This is a genomic window from Dehalobacter sp. (genome assembly GCA_023667845.1).
Lineage (GTDB): Bacteria > Bacillota > Desulfitobacteriia > Desulfitobacteriales > Syntrophobotulaceae > Dehalobacter.
Genome location: JAMPIU010000206.1, coordinates 128,067 through 145,118 on the forward strand (window position 1 = coordinate 128,067; position 17,052 = coordinate 145,118).

The window sequence follows — 17,052 nt, forward strand, 5'->3', positions numbered from 1 at the left end:
ATTACAGTCTATTTTAGCAAGAAAACGCATACAGATCAAAATGTTGTGAAAGGATGGTTGGAAAAATGAAACGTCATCGCTGGTTTATACTTCCTCTGGTTTTTGTTTTGATCTTCCAGCTGCCGGTACCGCTTTTGGGCGCTGATACCGTAACGCCTCAGACAGGTTCGGCGGAAACAAAAATCTCCCTGGAACAAGCCCTGCAGATTGTCAAACAAAATTTTAAAATTTCCAAAGAGCTGACCGAGTTCACTTCAAGCTTCAGCAATTATCAGTCCCGTCAGGTTTGGTCGCTGGACTGGAACACTTCCGGCAGCTCCGGCGGTAATTTTTCAGCGCAGGTTGACGCTGTCAGCGGAGAAATCTTGTCCATATATTCCTGGCAGTCTGTCCAGGAAGATCAGGCCTATACACTTCCACAGATAACCCCGGAACAGGCCAGGCAAATTGCGGAAAGTACTGTCCAAAAATTAACCGGGCCGAAATATGCCAAATTGAAATTCCTCGAGAATAAGGCAATTGTTCCGATCAATCTCTATGGAGAGACCGTTTACAGCTACAATTGGCAGCGGTTTGAAAACGGCATCCCGTTCCAGGGCAACCTGGTCAGTGTACAGGTGAGTGCTGCGAGCGGCAAGGTCACTGCTTATAACATCATCTGGAATGATCTTAAGATCCCTGAAGTGAATAATATCATCAATGCCGCGAAAGCAACTGAATACTTTAATACCGCTAAACTTCTGGAACTGCAATACTTTCTGGCACCGGCTTATAAGCCATTGACCACAGCACAAAATAGTGAGAAAGTCCAGCTGGTTTATACCCTGAAAAATGGTGGAACAATCGATGCATTCACCGGAAAACCCTTGGTCCTGAACTCCGGTCAATGGCTGTTTACGAATGACCGGGCGCTGGGTGGACTTGGCTCGGCTGAAAGTGCAGCCAAATCCGTTCCTTTAACGCCGCAGGAACAAAAGGAAATCGCCGAAAATGCGAAGCTTTTAACCAGGGAAAAAGCGATTGAGGCCGTCAAGCAGTGGGTGGAAATCCCTTCGAACGTTACGTTGAAAAGCATCAATCTTTACCAGGACTACAGTCTACGCGGCGGAAAGGTATGGTCCTTTGAATGGGGAACCCCAAGCGGGCCCGGAGCCCAAACGATTAATGCCAGGGTCAATGCAGCCAGTGGCGAATTAATCTCTTTCTCTGTTTACTCCTCTTCCGCAAACGCCGACGGAAGCCACAATGCGATTACAAGCGAACAGGCCCAGACCATTACGCAGGATTTTATCAGAAAAATCCAGCCGGCCAAATCTCAGCAGGTTAAACTCAATGCGAACAACACAGCCGATTCCGTCAAATCAGCAGAACTCACCAGCATCACGTTCAACTATGAACGGATCGTCAACGGCATTCTGTTCCCTTCCAATAACATCAGCATTACTGTTGATTTGCAGACGAAGAAAATCACTTCTTATTATCTGAATTGGTGGAATCTCGATTTCCCGCAATTGTCGGAAGCAATGTCTCCAGCCAAAGTCCAGGAAATACTCTTCCAGGCCAGACCTATGCAATTGACCTATGTTCTGTTGTACGACCAAGGAGAAGCCAAGGAAGTCCGGCTTGTCTATCAGCCTTCCTCAGAAAGCAGTCAAACCTCCGACCTGATGGATGCCAGAACCGGATCATTTTTGGATTCCCAGGGAAATTCCTTAAAAGAGCAGCCTCAGGCTCATATCTTCACGGATATTGCCGGAAACACTGCGGAAAAAGAAATCACCGTGCTGGGAATGGCTGGATTATTCGGTGAATACGGAAGCCAGTTCCGGCCGACCGAAAATATCACTGCCAGTGCCTTCCTGCGGGCTCTTTACACAATAAAAAACGGCTCGGAGAACAATCTTTCCGATACCGATGTCGTGAAAAAAGCTAAAGAAGAAGGATGGATTCAGGATAACCTGACCCCGTCCCAAATCGTTACCAAAGAACTGTGCAGCGAAATCATCGTCCGTTTTCTCGGACTTCAGAAAATCGCCGCGCTGAACCCAATATTCCAGACTTCCTTCGATGATGTCCCGATTAAAGAGCGCGGATACGCTTCACTCGCCACGGGTCTCGGCATTCTGAAAGCGGACAACGGCAAATTTTATCCGCTTCAGCCTATGACCCGCGCTGATGCAGCTTACGCCCTGATCAGAGCGTTTGAAACCGGGTTCAAATCTTAATTCCGTACGAAATCAGTAAGGAAATCCCTACTGGGCCCATGGACGAGACTAATAATAGACAGTAAAAATGTAACCGAGGGCTATCCCAAGGATGGCCAGTGTGAATCCACCAAATCTGAATCCTGTTTTAATCAGCGGGATTCTTTTTTGATTTCTGACTAAAAAATCTTCATTTTCTTTTTTCAGTACTTCCATCATTTTTTTCGGCTGCATAAAAGCAAAGAAGCCAAGGATGACATACGCGCCGAATCCCGCATAGACAAGGATATCCAGATCCACATTGCAGCCAACTAAGAATGCTATCAAACTTAATATAACCAAAGTTAAGAAAACTTTCTCAAATAGGGTCGTCGATCTTTCAAAAAGAGGTTTCACCTTTATTATCCCACCTGCTGCAGTTGTATTGTATAAGTACTCATCTATTATAAAACAAGTCCGCGGGAAATTGTCCAGGTAAATAAAGACAATCCCATGCTTGCTTTCAGCGTCTGTTCATCGCATAATAATAGTTAAGACAAGCAGTACGTTTCCATTTTTCTAAAAACAAGATTACCGGGGTGATCGTATGAAAATCGATGCTCAAAATGAACTGCTGCAGCTGCAGCTTCAAAATATGGTCCAGGCCCTGGAAGGCACTTCTGAAAACTCCGAAGCTTTTCAGATGGTTTATAAAATGCTGTTGGAGACCATGCAGGAAGACAGCAATGTCACGTCGGATCTGAACATCGGGGCTTTGGATAAAAACCTGACAGACAGTTCAGATTTGTCAAATCTGTCGGCGCTTTCAAATCTGACGGATCTGTCAAGGCAGATGGATCAAACGGATCCTTCCAACACGTCTGACCAGATGCAGATGCTCTATCTCTATAACCTTATCAATCTGCAGAATTCACTGCTCAACACAGGAGACGGGACCGAAAGCCTGACCAGAACCGGGGACTTCCTAGGAACAAATAACATGACCTCATCCGGGCAGACATACAACAGTGCTTACAGTGCTTACAACATGAATAACATGAACAACACGAATAATACAGACAGCTCTTTCAACGCGTCTTCGATTGATGCTTCAATTAAAGCTGCGATTACGGGAGCTTCGGAAAAATACGGTGTGGAAAAATCTTTGATATCAGCCGTCATTCGTCAGGAATCATCCTTTAACCCGAACGCGGTCTCTTCAGCAGGCGCAATCGGCCTGATGCAGCTGATGCCGGCAACAGCCTCAGGGCTGGGCGTAACCGACCCCTTTAATATTGAACAGAATGTTGACGGCGGAACGCGTTATTTGCGGCAGCTGATCGACCGTTACGGATCTACGGAGATGGCTCTGGCTGCCTATAATGCCGGATCAGGAACAATTCGGGCCAGAGGCGTCCAGGGGCCAGAGGACCTTGTGAAAATGCCTGCCGAAACAAGAAATTTTGTTCAAAACGTTATGAATTACTATACAGTATCGAAAGAGGCTGCCACTTATTCTGGCAGCCCCTAAATCTTTATTCGAACAAATTGAAAAATGAAGTGGTCTTGACAGTTCTCAATTGATAGTATCCAAGGATAAAGATAAAGGTTACTTATCTCCTTCTTCAGGTACAATGCATAGGAATGAAAATTCTTTCCGGGAGTCATTCTGAAATTGATGGAGCGCGCCTCCGGGAACATAGGCATACGCGCCTTCCTTCAGTACATAATCCTGACCATCTAAATGCAGTGTTCCTTCGCCTGAAACAATATAATTAATATGGGGCCAATCATGCGTATGTCTGGGTGTAAAGCCGCCTGGTTCAAGCGCAAAGAGCCGCATCGTCCAGCCATCCCAGCCTTCTTTGGGAGATATCAGCACTTTTTTGATGGCACCCTGTATTCCTGCTCCCTGCATAGGGATCCCTGCCAATTCGTTCACATGGCCAACGATCATCGTTTCGCCTCCGATCTCATTTCTCTATTTTGTTATTTCTCTATTTTGTTATTTCTCTATTTTATTACCTATTTTGTTTATCTGACGGATAATTTCCGAGCATCTGGAAGTAAGCGCTCTCTTTCTCTATCCCCTCAACTGCTTTCTTGACCACACGATTATTCAGATTACCCTCGAAATCAATATAGAAGAGATATTCCCAGGTCTTATCCGTCATCGGTCGGGATTCGATCTTCATCATATTCAGCCCGTTCCGTGCAAAGTGACTGAGGACCCTGTACAATGAACCTGGTTCGTGGGAAATGGCGACAACGAGACTGATCTTGTTACACGCACCTCTAAGCTCAGGTTTTCTGCCGATGATGATAAACCGGGTGAAGTTCGCCGGATTATTGTTGATCTTTTCGGCCAGAATGTCCAGGCCATAGAGCTCCGCCGCTCGCCTGCTCGCAATGGATACCAGGGCTTTCGAGCCTGCATCGGCAACTTTCTTGGCACTTACCGCGGTATTGCTGCAGGTCGCCTGGTTCCATTCGGGATGTTTTCTTAAAAAAATACTGGACTGCTGAAAACCCTGGGGATGGGAGCATACTTCCCTGATATCTTCGAGTTTTGCTCCTTTAACCGCCAACAGGTTATGATCGATCTGGATACATTTTTCACCGACGATATAAAACCCAAACTGACAAAGCAGGTCGTAGACGTCGGCAATACCGCCGGTAAACGAATTTTCCAGCGGAAGAACCCCGTAATCGATCTCTTCTGCAGCCAACGCCTGAAACACATCTTCAAAGTTCACATAATTCTTGGCATTCTTGCCTTCCCCAAAATATTCCTTAAGCGCCTGTTCACTATAGGAGCCCGGAATTCCCTGGAACCCGATCACATTTCCGGAAACACATTTCCCCAGTTCTCCGGTTTCCGACTCCTCTTCAATTTCCGAGATTTCCTGCCAGGAACCGGTTTCTGGCCTAAAAAAGCGTTCAGCCTGAACACCTTTACTAATACTCATGACGGCTTTGAGGAACTCTTCTGCAGTTTTAACCAGATCCTTGTTTTTGACCTGCTCAATTTTTTGCAGGACTTTATTCTCCCTGGATTCATCTAAGATATTAATGCTGTTCAAAATCTTATATTCAGCTACCTCAATGACGGTCTCCATTCTTGCTTCAAAAAGACGAAGCAGCTCGGTATCAATTTCATCTATCTTAGACCTGAGGTCCTGTAGTCTCCGATTTTTTAGTTCATCCACGTTACCCCATCCTTTTCTATCATCAAGTCCAATAAGGCCAGTGCAGCGGCGCTTTCTACGACAGGAACCGCCCGGGGGACGATGCAAGGGTCGTGTCTTCCCTGAACTGTGATTTGCGTCTCTTCCCTGGCGGCCATATTCACCGTCTGCTGCACTTTGCCGATCGAAGGCGTCGGTTTCACGGCAGCCCGGAATATCAAAGGCATGCCATTCGTGATCCCTCCAAGGATTCCGCCATTGTAATTGGAAAGCGTCACCACTTTATCTGTGAAAGCGAATGGATCATTAGCTTCAGACCCTTTCATCTGCACAATTGCAAACCCAGCGCCGAATTCGACTCCCTTCACCGCCGGAACAGCAAACAGCAGATGGGCAATTTTGCTTTCAGCTGAATCAAAGAATGGCGACCCCAAGCCGACAGGCAAACCTGCTACCGCTGTTTCAATCACGCCGCCGACAGAGTCCTCCTCGGCTTTGGCCTGAAGAATTTTCTGTTTCATCCGGGTACCCGCTTCTTCGGACAAAACTGGGAATTCTTGTTCTGTCAGTTCCCGGAGTAGACCTGAATCAATTCGAAGGTCATCAAAACGATCCTCTCCAATACCACCGATATTTAAAATATGGCTGCCAATCACAATGCCCTTCTTTTCCAGGATTTGTTTGGCAATGGCTCCAGCCAGCACCAATGGTGCAGTTAGTCTGCCGGAAAAATGGCCTCCACCCCGGTAATCGTTGAAGCCCCTGTGTTTTACCATCGCGGTATAATCCGCATGGCCGGGCCGCACCGTGTCTTTCAATTCGCAATAATCCCCGGAGTGCTGATCCTTATTCCAGATCACACAGCAGAGCGGGGCTCCGGTCGTAAATCCATGAAAGAAACCACTCAGGATTTCAAATTCGTCTTTTTCTTGCCGCGGGGTTGAAAGCGCGTTCTTCCCCGGTGCCCTTCTGGCCAGTTCCCGGCTGATGAAGGGCAAATCGAGCTTTAATCCCGCCGGCAGACCATCGAGTACGATCCCGATGCATTTTCCGTGTGATTCCCCAAACAGCGATAGTTTAAGGGTTTCACCCCATGTTCCACTCATCAGCTCTACCTCCCAATTTGCAAAAATCCTGCCAGAAATGCGGATATGATTTTTTGACGGCTTCGGCTCCGGTCAGAAACACAGGCTCTGTACACCTGATGGAGGCCACAGCCATAGCCATCGCGATCCGGTGATCGTTCCAGCTGTCGACGGTTCCGCCATGCAGGGTTTCTACCCCTTCGATGAGGAGCCCTTCCTGCAGTTCCTGAATCCTGGCCCCAAGCTTGTTCAGCTCTGATGCCGTTGCTTTGAGTCTGTCCGATTCTTTGATCCGGAGTCTTCCAGCATTAATGATTCTGGTTGTGCCTTTGCTTAAAGAAGCCAGGACTGCAAGCACAGGTACCAGATCCGGACACTGTCCGGCATCAATTACCATTCCCTCAGTCGGACCACCCAGCACTTCTAGATTGTCATCTATCCAATAAATTCGGGCACCCATCCCCAGCATCATATCGAGAATCGCCCTGTCCCCCTGCAGGGACCGAGCATTTAGATCCAGACATTTCAGACCGGACCCCAGTGTACCTGCCACCAGCCAGAACGCAGCCTGGGAGTAGTCTCCTTCAATGCGGCAATTAATTGCCTTATACCGCTGCTTTCCTGGAATAAGAAATTCCCGGTAGGCGTTGTTTTGTACGGTTATTCCCGACTTTTCCAGCGCATTAATAGTCAGGTCAACATAACCGCGGGATTCTAGTTCCGTTGTAACGACAATTCTGGAATCTCCGTCCAAGAGCGGCAGCAAAAACATAAGTCCTGTAATAAATTGAGAGCTGACATTGCCTTTCAGTTTATACTCACCCGGTGAAAATCTCCCTTTGATCGTCAAGGGCAAATATCCGTCCCGGGTCTGATATTCAATTCCGTGCAGTTGAAACAGCTCATAATATGCGTCCAGGGGGCGCTCCACCAGCTTGCCGGCACCGGTAAAGGTCACCGGGCCTCCTGTCAGTGTGGCCAGCGGTATCAGAAATCTCAGCGTAGATCCGGATTCCCGGCAGTTGATTGTTTCCTGCGCGATTTGAAGCTTCGGGTTCCCTTCCAGCCAAAGCGCGCCTGGTTCACCAGGGTTCGCCGAGACTTCCCCGACGGTTGTACCCAGAGACACCAGCCCGTCCAAGGTTGCAGAAATATCTTCAGAAAAAACAAGATTGTCAATGCTGCTGGTCCCTTCAGCCAGCGCGGCGCAGATGACTGCCCGGTGACTGATGCTTTTGGAAGGAGGTATCCTGATCTCCCCTGTTAAGGTTGAAGGTTGCAAGCGTAAGCACGTCAAGAAAATCTCTCCTTAAAACTTTTCTCTGCCCCGGCCGGCATTCTCAAGCATTTGTTTCAGCGAATCCCGATCCTTTTCTGCGACCGCCGTTCGGATCATCCGGACGTTTTCGATGAACACGTCAATTTGTTCTAAAATATTGTCTTTATTTTCGAGTAGAAGTTCACTCCAGAGCTCGGCATTCATTCTCGCGACCCGTGTTGCATCGCGGAAGCTGCCTCCGACAAAGCTGCCGGTATCCTCAGCACAGGAACTGTTCATCAGGGCGGCCGCAATGACATGCGGAAGTTGACTTGTCAGCGCAATTATTTCGTCATGTTTATGCGGTTCCATTCGGATCGGCTGTCTGCAGCCGAGACCAAGAATCAACCTTTCCACCAGTCTCAAGCTTTCATTCTTCGTGCCGTCGATTGGGGTAATTAGATAGTTGGCCCCCCGGAAAATCTCTTCAGAAGCATAGGCAAATCCGCTGGATTCTTTGCCAGCCAGCGGATGTCCCCCGACGAAGCTCAAATCTTCCCTTAAGACTGAACTAATCTCCTGAACGACTTGTTCTTTGAGTCCTGCTGTATCCGTAATCAGGGCACCGTGTTTAAAATAGGCCAGGTTGTCTTTCACAAACTGAACGGCAAGCTCCGGATAGATGCAGATCACAACAATATCCGAGCTTTGCAGCGGAATGCTTGCCTCCGTGAATCCTTTGCTGATCACACCCGTTTTTTCTGCTTGTTCCAGTACGCTGCTGTTAACATCGACTGCCCAGATTTTCTTTGGTTTTAGTTTATTCAAAGCCATGGCGAATGATCCGCCAATAAGTCCCAGACCCACTACCGTAATTTCCATACTACCAAAGCCCGGTTCTTCCAAGAAATCCACCTCCAGGGATCATCTCATTGATTAAATAATCTTGTTCTGTATAACCGCCAGCTGTCTCAGCGAGTCCATTAAAGCCTGGAATTTCTCCGGTTTGATAGACTGCTGCCCGTCACATTTGGCATTGGCCGGGTCGTTGTGCACTTCGATCATGACACCGTCGGCACCTACGACCATCGCTGCTTTAGCCATCGGTTCGACAAGCCACCACAGCCCTGCCGCGTGGCTTGGATCAACAATAACCGGAAGATGACTCAGTTTCTTGATCACCGGCACAGCAGTCAGGTCAAGCGTATTTCGGGTGTAATTTTCGAAAGTCCGGATGCCTCTTTCACAGAAAATAACATTCTCGTTGCCATGCGCCAGAATATATTCCGCAGCGAGTAATAATTCCTCAATGGTCGAGGATAACCCTCTTTTTAGAATCACCGGTTTTTGAATTTTTCCGACTTCTTTTAAGAGTTCAAAGTTCTGCATATTGCGGGCGCCGATCTGAATAATATCCACATCTTCAACGAATCTCTCCAGATATTCGGTCGACATTAATTCCGACACGATTGGCAGTCCTGTCTTTGCCCTGGCTATTTTCAAAAGTTCCAGGCCATCCTCTCTTAAACCCTGAAAGCTGTACGGTGAGGAACGCGGCTTAAAAGCGCCGCCTCTTAAAAAAGCAGCTCCGGATTCCTTAACCGCTTCGGCAATGCCGACAATTTGCGTTTCACTTTCTACCGAACACGGACCGGCAATCACAGCAAAGGTATCGCCGCCGATTTTTCTGTCCCCGACACTGATGACCGTATCTTCCGGGTGGAATAAACGGTTAACCTTTTTAAAAGGCTCCTGAACATGAATGACTTTTTCAACATAATCATTTGCATGCAGCGTGTCCGGGTCAATGCTGCTGGTATTCCCGATCAATCCAAGAATATGGTAGTTCACGCCTAAAGACTCATGAACCTCACATCCCAGGTCCAATATCTTCTGTTTCATCTTCGCGATCTCCTCTGGTGGCGTCTTCGGCCTCATTACAATAATCATTTTTCCTACCTCCTTAAACTGTCCTACTTACTTACATGATACTACTCAAGCTTGAATAAAAACAGAAGGCTCATTATTTCTAATGAGCCTTCTTTAACAGTATCGTATTTCAACTTCGGTTTCTCTCGACCGGGGTCAGGCCGCAAGGCAATTTCCCGCCGGATGCTCATTAGTGAAGAGAGAAAGTATTCTATTGTAGAACAACCAAAAATAACCGGTGCTAAAATAAAAGTAATAATAGCACTGGCTAAAGCTTCTAAACACAAAAGTATTGATTTGTTCTAACATTCTCTTACCGCTAAGCATTTTACATTCTCCAAAAAGTTACTTTCGAGTTCTGTCCATTATACCGTATAGATTCTTTGGCTGTCAAACGAAAATTATTGTATGCCTTTCTTTTTCTGCATTAGCTTTACTGGTATTTGGAGGATAATTATTGGCTTTCTTTTCTTATCATCCGCACAAGCATGAACAAATCTGCAAATTTGGAAGTATTTGTTAAATAAGAACATTGAAAATAAACCCGCTAAACTTGCTTTTTTATTTAGCGGAGCCAGAAAATAGCGCCTCTCTATAGGCATTCGTAATTCATCCATTTTTTTGAATACGTTTTCAAATATATAACATGTTTCAGGAGGAAATATACATTTTGTGGCGAATTTTACATAAAATTGGTTAAGCTGAAAGTTTCCCATGTCAAAATATCTTAGCAAAGAACACCGCAGATGACTTGTGTTTAAAAAGGGGGGTTTTCTCGATGAACTACGACAGTATTGCTAATTTGGTTCATGATTGTGTTAGAAATCCCAAGATGTTGTTGGCACAAAACAGCAAACACGGTAACATGGTTAAGCCCACTGAGTTCACTACAATTCAGAACGTTTTATCCGACTACAGAGTTTCTGGCGGCACTATTAGTATGACCGTATCTCCACTGGACAGTTGGCAATAAATTAATCACTTATAACTTTCGGCTTGATTCAAATTGTGTTTCAAATGGAACATAAACAATACTGCCAGGCACGATCGTAAAGAAATGCCTGGCAGTATACATCATTAGGGAAGTAGTTTGAGAAATGAATATTTTACGGGAAAAAATTCAAAAAAAACAAATTTATTATCTTGCCAGCCTAATATTTATTTTAATCGGGCTCGTTTACTTCTTTTCCTGCTTTCAGCGCCCTTTTGTCGGTTTAGATATGAAGAACTCCAGCGGTCAGTGGTATGTGGTTAGTGCCAATCAAAATGGAGAAGGGTATCAATTGGGTATCCGGGTTGGTGATCAGATCCTTAAAATCAATTCGCAGGATGCGGGAGACTATCACCTGTTAAAGAAATGGGGGCTGGCCGAAGGCGCTCATAGTATCAGTTTTTCTGCTAACAATAATACAACAGTACAGACTTTTACTATAGAAATTCTGCCTGCTTACCAAACGATATTTATACTTCCATATTTCATACTTGGGTTTATTTTCTGGTTCCTGGGATTTATAGCCTGGTTGAAACGTCCTTTTTTAGTACAGGCCCGTGCTTTATTTTGGTTAAATTATTTCATTGGTTTAGCCATTCTTCTATCTCAAGCTTCCAGCCGCGCGTTGTTTCTAGGTAAAGAATTGCAGTACATCGCTTTTTTACTGACCGCAGTAGCCTTAGTTTATTTTTTCTCAATTTTTTCGGAAGGAAATAACACGAAGGTTAATCAATTAGGCTGCAAACTTGTAACAGTTCTTGCCGTAGTATTTTTTATACTACTCGGTATACATGCCATATGCTTTTTCAGTCTTTCAAGTTATTTGGTTAAACTGGCATTATTTACGATGATTATCAGTATTTTATTTGTTGTGGTTAACCTGATTCTATTAAAATCGTCAAAAGATCAAGCAGCGAAAAATGAAGCAAATATTATTCTCTTAGGGTTACTGATTGGCTTCTTGCCTTTTTTTCTTTTTACAGCGCTGCCTGCTCTTTTTGATTTTAAGCAATTGGTTTATAGTTATGTAGATTCATTTTTTGCCCATTTATTGATTTCAGCTGTACCCTTCTCTCTCTACTTTGTAGTTGTTAATAAATATCTCCCGGATTACCGCCGGATTTACGAAAGATTCATTATTTGTATTATCTCGTCGGTTTCTCTTAGCTTTATCTCGTTGTTAATCTTTTATATTTTAAAAATTGTGCCTTCTATCACGTTTGAAGTCTATATAGAAATGTTTTTCTTAATTTTTATCCTGATTGTTTGTTCATATTATCTCCAGATTATTTTAAGTAAACTATTTAAAAAATCAGGTTTTCTTCAGGAAAAGCAGAGCTTCAAACAAAGGATTGAGGAATTAAACGAGAATCTGACATCCCTGATTGCCGATGATCAAATACTCATAGAAATGGCCCAAAATCTTGAAATTGACGGGATTTTCCTTGTTACTGATAATGTCCATTTTCGTGGTCTCAATAAAGCTGTTGGCCGTTTCCAAGAGAATCTTGTTGAACGTGAAATATTGGAAGAATATTTTAACAACCATAACAAACTTGATATGGAAACGAAAGTACTTGCGGATGATTTTCCCGCTGAAGTTTTTGTTCCTTTTTCGTCTCATAATTCAGCCTGCGGCGTTTTTTTCGGCCACCGCTTTTCAAGAATTAAGTTTATCCAGTCAGAATTATCTTTTCTGACGCTTCTTGCGGGTCAGCTGGTTTATCAATTGCTGATATTAATTGTGATCAATGGCCTTAATAAAGAATTAATTGTGTTAAATGAACGTATAAACGATACCAAAACAATAAGCGAAACAGAAATAGAAAATACTATTCCCCCAAATTTTGTATATTCACTTTTTGCAAATATGAATAATCAAGATAGTCTGATTCCGAAATTATTAACCGGTCCGTACCACTATGTTCTCGATCAATACAGTTGGCTGGACTACTTGCAAAGAAAGAATTTACCGGAGAGTGTAAAACAGCAAACGATGCTGAAAATTGGGGAAATCGACCGAGATATTAAGTTTGAAATTTTAGCAAAAATTGATAAGCGCAACCCTCCGCTGTTAGATAAGTCGGGGCTATTACCGACTATTGAATTGTGGATTCAGGATTTCATGCGTGAAGAATTGGCTTTAATAATTTTAAATACTTTTGGGATAGAAAATAACAATCGTTTTGATAAGCAAATTGAAACTGTAGCCTTTCGCTTTATCGAAAAAGGAATCATTAACGCCCTGCGGTATTCAGAGTCCTATGTATTTAAGGTTGATATTATTCTCATAAAGAATATTTTGGAGATCATAATCAGCGATAATGGTAAAGGATTTGATGTAAATGAACTGGAAACTTGGCTTATTTCCGGTGCTCATTCGGGTTTGGCTGTCATGAAGGAACGTATTGAAAGTGTTGGCGGACAATTGAAAATTACTTCACAAATAAATAAAGGGACAACACTAAAAGCAATTTTTCAAGTATGATTTAAGTACATAAAAGAAAAATGCCTTTATTACGACCTCTTAAATCTTCCCTTTTAAAAAGGCTTTTTCAGTGGCCTTATATTAATAAGGACTCCGGCTGTTTTTCATAATCAGAGCCGTCCCCGTTAACGCCATCCCCTGGTATAAGTCTCATTGCAGTCGGAACAGATAATTTTCCCTTCGACAAGATGTGCTTTGACTTCTGCAAATGGCTCCCTGCATTGGGAACATACAACTGTCTGAAAAATTCTGGCCGATTCAATCCGGGGCATAGTGACTTCGGTAACCGTAAATAATCCATCAGCAGGCGCGGACAGAAATTTTTCAATTCTGTCCTTCTGCAGCGTCCCCCAGACTGCCTTTTCCTGATCACTGGCCGACCCGGCTGATATTTTTGCCTTCAATTCAGTATATTGTTCATCATCCGGTTTGTTGCCGAGTTTTCTTAATATCCTGACCGCTTTGCCGGATTTGCGGTTGGCTAACGTAACCGCCTGTTTGCCGGAATCCTTATAAATCAGATTGCCCTTTCCAAGCGTACAACCGGTAAGTACCTGAATCGCATCGACACCGCAGGCATCGTTTTCGACGACCGCAAACAGTTCTTCATCTGCGGCTCTCATTACACCAAGCGTATCGAGTCCGATAAACGCCTGTCTGAAGCCAATTGCAAGTCCCATGCATTGATGTCCATGAAATTCAACACATTTTTCCCAGGGTGTTTTTTCTCTGCACATGATTGGTCAGTCCTTTCTTAAATAACGCGGTAAGCTCATTCAATCGTCTTATTGAGGCAGTGTAAATTGAGATAATAATTTATTTTTTGGGGATAGTCGTGGGCCACAATACTGCTTTCCGGCCATTGTGCCATCCATGGCACAAAAGGCCGCGCTGCGCACTCCATGCTCCGCTTACAGCAGAACTGTGTCCCCCAGACTGATCATAAGGTTACTTATGTAAGTCTGTAAGTCTATAAGTTTGTAAGTCTGCATGCCATAGACAGCTCATTATCTATGTGGTTACTTTAAGAACTTTTTTACTAGAATGGTCATCGTAGATCCTATCTTGTTGAAACTTTCCAGATAAATGTCCCGGCAAAGAATAGCGCAAGCACCAAAACAATGGTGGCGCCTGTTGCTGTTCCCCAAAAGTACGACAGGATGAGTCCTGCCAGACCTGAAATCAAGGCGATGATCACGGCAAAGACATGATACTGCCTTGTATTTGCCGCGATATTCCGGGAAGCGGCTGCAGGCAGGACAAGCAGGGAACTGATAATCAGAATGCCTACCCAGCGGATCGCGAACGTTACCACAACGGCGATCACGATGGCAAATACAAATTCATAAAAGCGGACATGAATTCCCCGGCTTTTGGCCAGGGATTGATTGACACTTACCAGAAGCAGCTTGTTGAACCAGCCTGCCCAAAACACCAGCACCAGCACAAAAATCAGGGCTAAAATTCCCAGCTCTGAAGGGGTTATGCTTAACAGATCACCGATCAAATACACGGAGTACTTGCTAAAGCCGCCGTTGCGTGACAGGAGCACGATACCCAATGCAACTGCCGTTGAGGAAAATACGCCGATGATCGTATCCGTCGATGCCGTATTGGCATTTTTAACACTAATCACCGCAACCGCAAACAACACCGAAAAAACCAGCAAAGCCCAAAAAGGGCTTTGAATCCCGAGTACAACTCCCGCCGCAACGCCTGTCAACGCCGAATGTCCCAACGCATCTGAGAAAAAGGCCATCCGGTTATTCACGATCATTGTGCCTAGGATACCTAGAATGGGCGTCACCAGAAGAACAGCCAGCAGGGCGTTCTTCATAAAATCATATTCCAGCCAGGCCAGAGGAAGCAAGGCATCCAGCAGTCTATACCATTGTTCGATCATTGGTTTGTTCTTCCTCTTTTCTTTTAGATTCAGCGTTTCCTTTCGCCCACCCCATACCAAATGTTTCAATCACTTTCTCGTTATCGAAGACTTCAGCAGCGGTTCCACAGCATTCGATGGTTGCATGATTCAGCAGTATCACGCGGTCCGCATATTTGGCCACGAGATTCAAATCGTGCGAAACAAGAATAATCGATAAGTCATAGTCCTGACGCAGCCTGGAGACAATATCATAGAACAGTTCCAACCCTTTCTGGTCGATACCCGACACCGGTTCATCAAGAAACAAGAGATTTGGGACGGGGTCAAGCGCCAGCGCGAGTAATACTCTTTGCAACTCCCCTCCGGATAGCGCACCCAGTCTTCTGTTAAGCAGATGTTCAGCCTGCACAAGCGTCAAATTCTTTTGAACGCGTTTTTTTGTTTTTTGAGAAGAACCGAGCCAGACGGGAAAACGGTTGTAAGTCGCCGTAAACAAGTCCAGCACAGTGACCGGCGAACTGTTGTCAAAATCAAGTTTCTGCGGGACATAGCCGATGAGCGGACGGCCCTTTTGGTTATCTTTAGGATCAAGAAATTCAATCGTTCCCGTGTGTGGAATTTCACCGAGGATGGCTTTAAACAAGGTTGTCTTACCAGCTCCGTTCGGTCCGATCACCGCAGTCAAATCGCCGCAGTATATTTCAAGATTGATATCCCGCAGTATTTCTTTGTTATTCAGCGTCACCCCAAGGTGGTTGATCCGCGTACGGCATAAGCCGCATCCGCATTCTTCATATGATTCATGATTGCAGCATTTATTTTTCATTGGAGGGCCTCCTGCAGTGTCTGCAGATTTTTATCCATCAAATCAATATAAGCATCCATTTTCAGTGGGCCCGTGACGATCGGGTCAAGGTAATAGACACGGGCACCTGTTTCGTTCGCGATTGTCTCTGCCGTATCCGCAGAATACTGAGGCTCGGCAAACAAAGCCTTGACGTTTAATGCTTTGATTTTTTCGATCGTTTCAGTCAGTTCTATTGGGCTGGGTTCTGATCCGGGCTCCCGCTCGATCACAGCTGCCACATTCAAATGAAATTCTTCGGCAAAATACGGGAATGCCTCATGAAAAGTCACGATATCCCGGTTCTTTACCCCATCCAGGGCCTGGTGCATTTTATTTTTTTCCTGTTCGAGCTTCGCAATATATTCTGCAGTATTTTCCTGATATTTTTCAGCATTTTCGGGATCAAGGGCCGCCAGCTTATAGCCAATGTTTTGAACCTGTCTGATCGCTTTAGATATACTCAGCCACACATGCGGATTTTTCCCTGTCTCATCCTGAATCAGGGTAATCCCTTCACTGGCGTCGATGATCTCCAAATCCGGCATCTGCCCTGTAACCTTAGCGAGGAATGATTCCATTCCCGCGCCGTTGATCACCAGAACCTTGGCATCTTCCAGGCTTTTCAGATCTTCAGTCGTCAGGGCATAATCGTGGAGACAGCCGGTTGTCGGTTTGGTCATATTGACGACGGTCACGTTCGAGATACCCTTCGTGATGTTTAAAGTAAATAGATAGATCGGATAAAACGAAGTCGCAATTTTCAGCGATCCTCGACTGTCATCCGTATTCACCGCGGCGCTCTCCTTCGCGCCGCACCCGCTTAAGGTTACCATGATTGCCAGCAAAGCCGCGCAAAAAGGTTTCGCCCACTTAAAAAACATTTTTGTCCTATTGGTCCTATTTGTCCTATTCATTGCCGTTTTATCAATCATAGCCGTCTTTGCGATCTTAGCAGTCATCAACTAATTTCCCCTAAAATTTGCAAATGGTTCTCATTTGCATTAATATATAAATTGATTATACTACAAAAGTATGCATTTTATTCCCCTTGATTAGAAATTATTCCAAATATTTTTTGGCAAAGTCATTAATGCTTTGTGAAGCTGTGTAAAAGTATTACAATAGAGTCAGAGTCAGATATATTAGGTTGAAATCATTAAAAATCTTCTGGAGCGACTGACAAAAACAACCTCATGAT

Annotated in this window: 15 protein-coding genes; 4 read left to right on the top strand and 11 right to left on the bottom strand. The window is 44.7% G+C overall.

The window, feature by feature from the left end:
* The first annotated feature begins 65 nt into the window (after positions 1-65).
* On the top strand, positions 66-2,225 hold the full coding sequence (locus NC238_17100; protein MCM1567628.1) for a PepSY domain-containing protein: 2,160 nt from the start codon (positions 66-68) through the stop codon (positions 2,223-2,225).
* A gap of 48 nt (positions 2,226-2,273) precedes the next feature.
* Here NC238_17100 and NC238_17105 read toward each other — a convergent pair whose 3' ends face one another.
* On the bottom strand, positions 2,274-2,600 hold the full coding sequence (locus NC238_17105) for a hypothetical protein (protein ID MCM1567629.1): 327 nt from the start codon (positions 2,598-2,600) through the stop codon (positions 2,274-2,276).
* 190 nt (positions 2,601-2,790) lie between these two features.
* Here NC238_17105 and NC238_17110 point away from each other — a divergent pair, with 190 nt between their 5' ends.
* Entirely contained in the window at positions 2,791-3,714 is a 924-nt protein-coding gene (locus NC238_17110; GenBank protein MCM1567630.1) for a lytic transglycosylase domain-containing protein, read from the top strand.
* Positions 3,715-3,792: 78 nt separating this feature from the next.
* Here the strand turns inward: NC238_17110 and NC238_17115 are convergent, their stop codons facing one another.
* The 6 genes from NC238_17115 to aroF form a co-directional block, all read right to left on the bottom strand.
* Positions 3,793-4,140: a cupin domain-containing protein gene (locus NC238_17115; GenBank protein MCM1567631.1), complete on the bottom strand. Its 348-nt coding sequence runs from the start codon at positions 4,138-4,140 to the stop codon at positions 3,793-3,795.
* Between the two features lie 64 nt (positions 4,141-4,204).
* The gene (gene pheA, locus NC238_17120) at positions 4,205-5,392 is read right to left on the bottom strand and encodes a prephenate dehydratase (GenBank protein MCM1567632.1); all 1,188 of its coding nucleotides are present in this window, start codon (positions 5,390-5,392) and stop codon (positions 4,205-4,207) included.
* Positions 5,380-6,477, bottom strand: a complete 1,098-nt coding sequence (gene aroC, locus NC238_17125; protein ID MCM1567633.1) for a chorismate synthase — start codon at positions 6,475-6,477, stop codon at positions 5,380-5,382. The genes pheA and aroC overlap by 13 nt, the downstream gene beginning before the upstream one ends.
* Positions 6,458-7,753 (bottom strand): 3-phosphoshikimate 1-carboxyvinyltransferase, encoded by a 1,296-nt coding sequence (gene aroA / locus NC238_17130; GenBank protein ID MCM1567634.1) that lies wholly within the window; start codon positions 7,751-7,753, stop codon positions 6,458-6,460. The genes aroC and aroA overlap by 20 nt, the downstream gene beginning before the upstream one ends.
* Before the next feature lie 12 nt (positions 7,754-7,765).
* A complete protein-coding gene (locus NC238_17135; protein MCM1567635.1) occupies positions 7,766-8,629 on the bottom strand; it encodes a prephenate dehydrogenase in 864 nt (287 codons plus the stop codon).
* 21 nt (positions 8,630-8,650) lie between these two features.
* The gene (aroF, locus tag NC238_17140; protein MCM1567636.1) at positions 8,651-9,664 is read right to left on the bottom strand and encodes a 3-deoxy-7-phosphoheptulonate synthase; all 1,014 of its coding nucleotides are present in this window, start codon (positions 9,662-9,664) and stop codon (positions 8,651-8,653) included.
* A gap of 757 nt (positions 9,665-10,421) precedes the next feature.
* Here aroF and NC238_17145 point away from each other — a divergent pair.
* Positions 10,422-10,616, top strand: coding sequence for a hypothetical protein (locus NC238_17145; GenBank protein ID MCM1567637.1), 195 nt, complete (start codon positions 10,422-10,424; stop codon positions 10,614-10,616).
* A gap of 124 nt (positions 10,617-10,740) precedes the next feature.
* Positions 10,741-13,122, top strand: coding sequence for a histidine kinase (locus NC238_17150; GenBank protein MCM1567638.1), 2,382 nt, complete (start codon positions 10,741-10,743; stop codon positions 13,120-13,122).
* Positions 13,123-13,247: 125 nt separating this feature from the next.
* Here the strand turns inward: NC238_17150 and NC238_17155 are convergent, their stop codons facing one another.
* The 4 genes from NC238_17155 to NC238_17170 all read right to left on the bottom strand — a co-directional run bounded on the left by NC238_17155 (position 13,248) and on the right by NC238_17170 (position 16,813).
* Positions 13,248-13,859, bottom strand: coding sequence for an FmdE family protein (locus NC238_17155; protein MCM1567639.1), 612 nt, complete (start codon positions 13,857-13,859; stop codon positions 13,248-13,250).
* 323 nt (positions 13,860-14,182) lie between these two features.
* The gene (locus tag NC238_17160; protein ID MCM1567640.1) at positions 14,183-15,025 is read right to left on the bottom strand and encodes a metal ABC transporter permease; all 843 of its coding nucleotides are present in this window, start codon (positions 15,023-15,025) and stop codon (positions 14,183-14,185) included.
* Entirely contained in the window at positions 15,006-15,833 is an 828-nt protein-coding gene (locus NC238_17165) for a metal ABC transporter ATP-binding protein (GenBank protein ID MCM1567641.1), read from the bottom strand. The genes NC238_17160 and NC238_17165 overlap by 20 nt, the downstream gene beginning before the upstream one ends.
* The gene (locus tag NC238_17170) at positions 15,830-16,813 is read right to left on the bottom strand and encodes a metal ABC transporter substrate-binding protein (protein ID MCM1567642.1); all 984 of its coding nucleotides are present in this window, start codon (positions 16,811-16,813) and stop codon (positions 15,830-15,832) included. Before NC238_17170 ends, NC238_17165 begins: the two co-directional genes overlap by 4 nt.
* Positions 16,814-17,052: the final 239 nt, after the last annotated feature.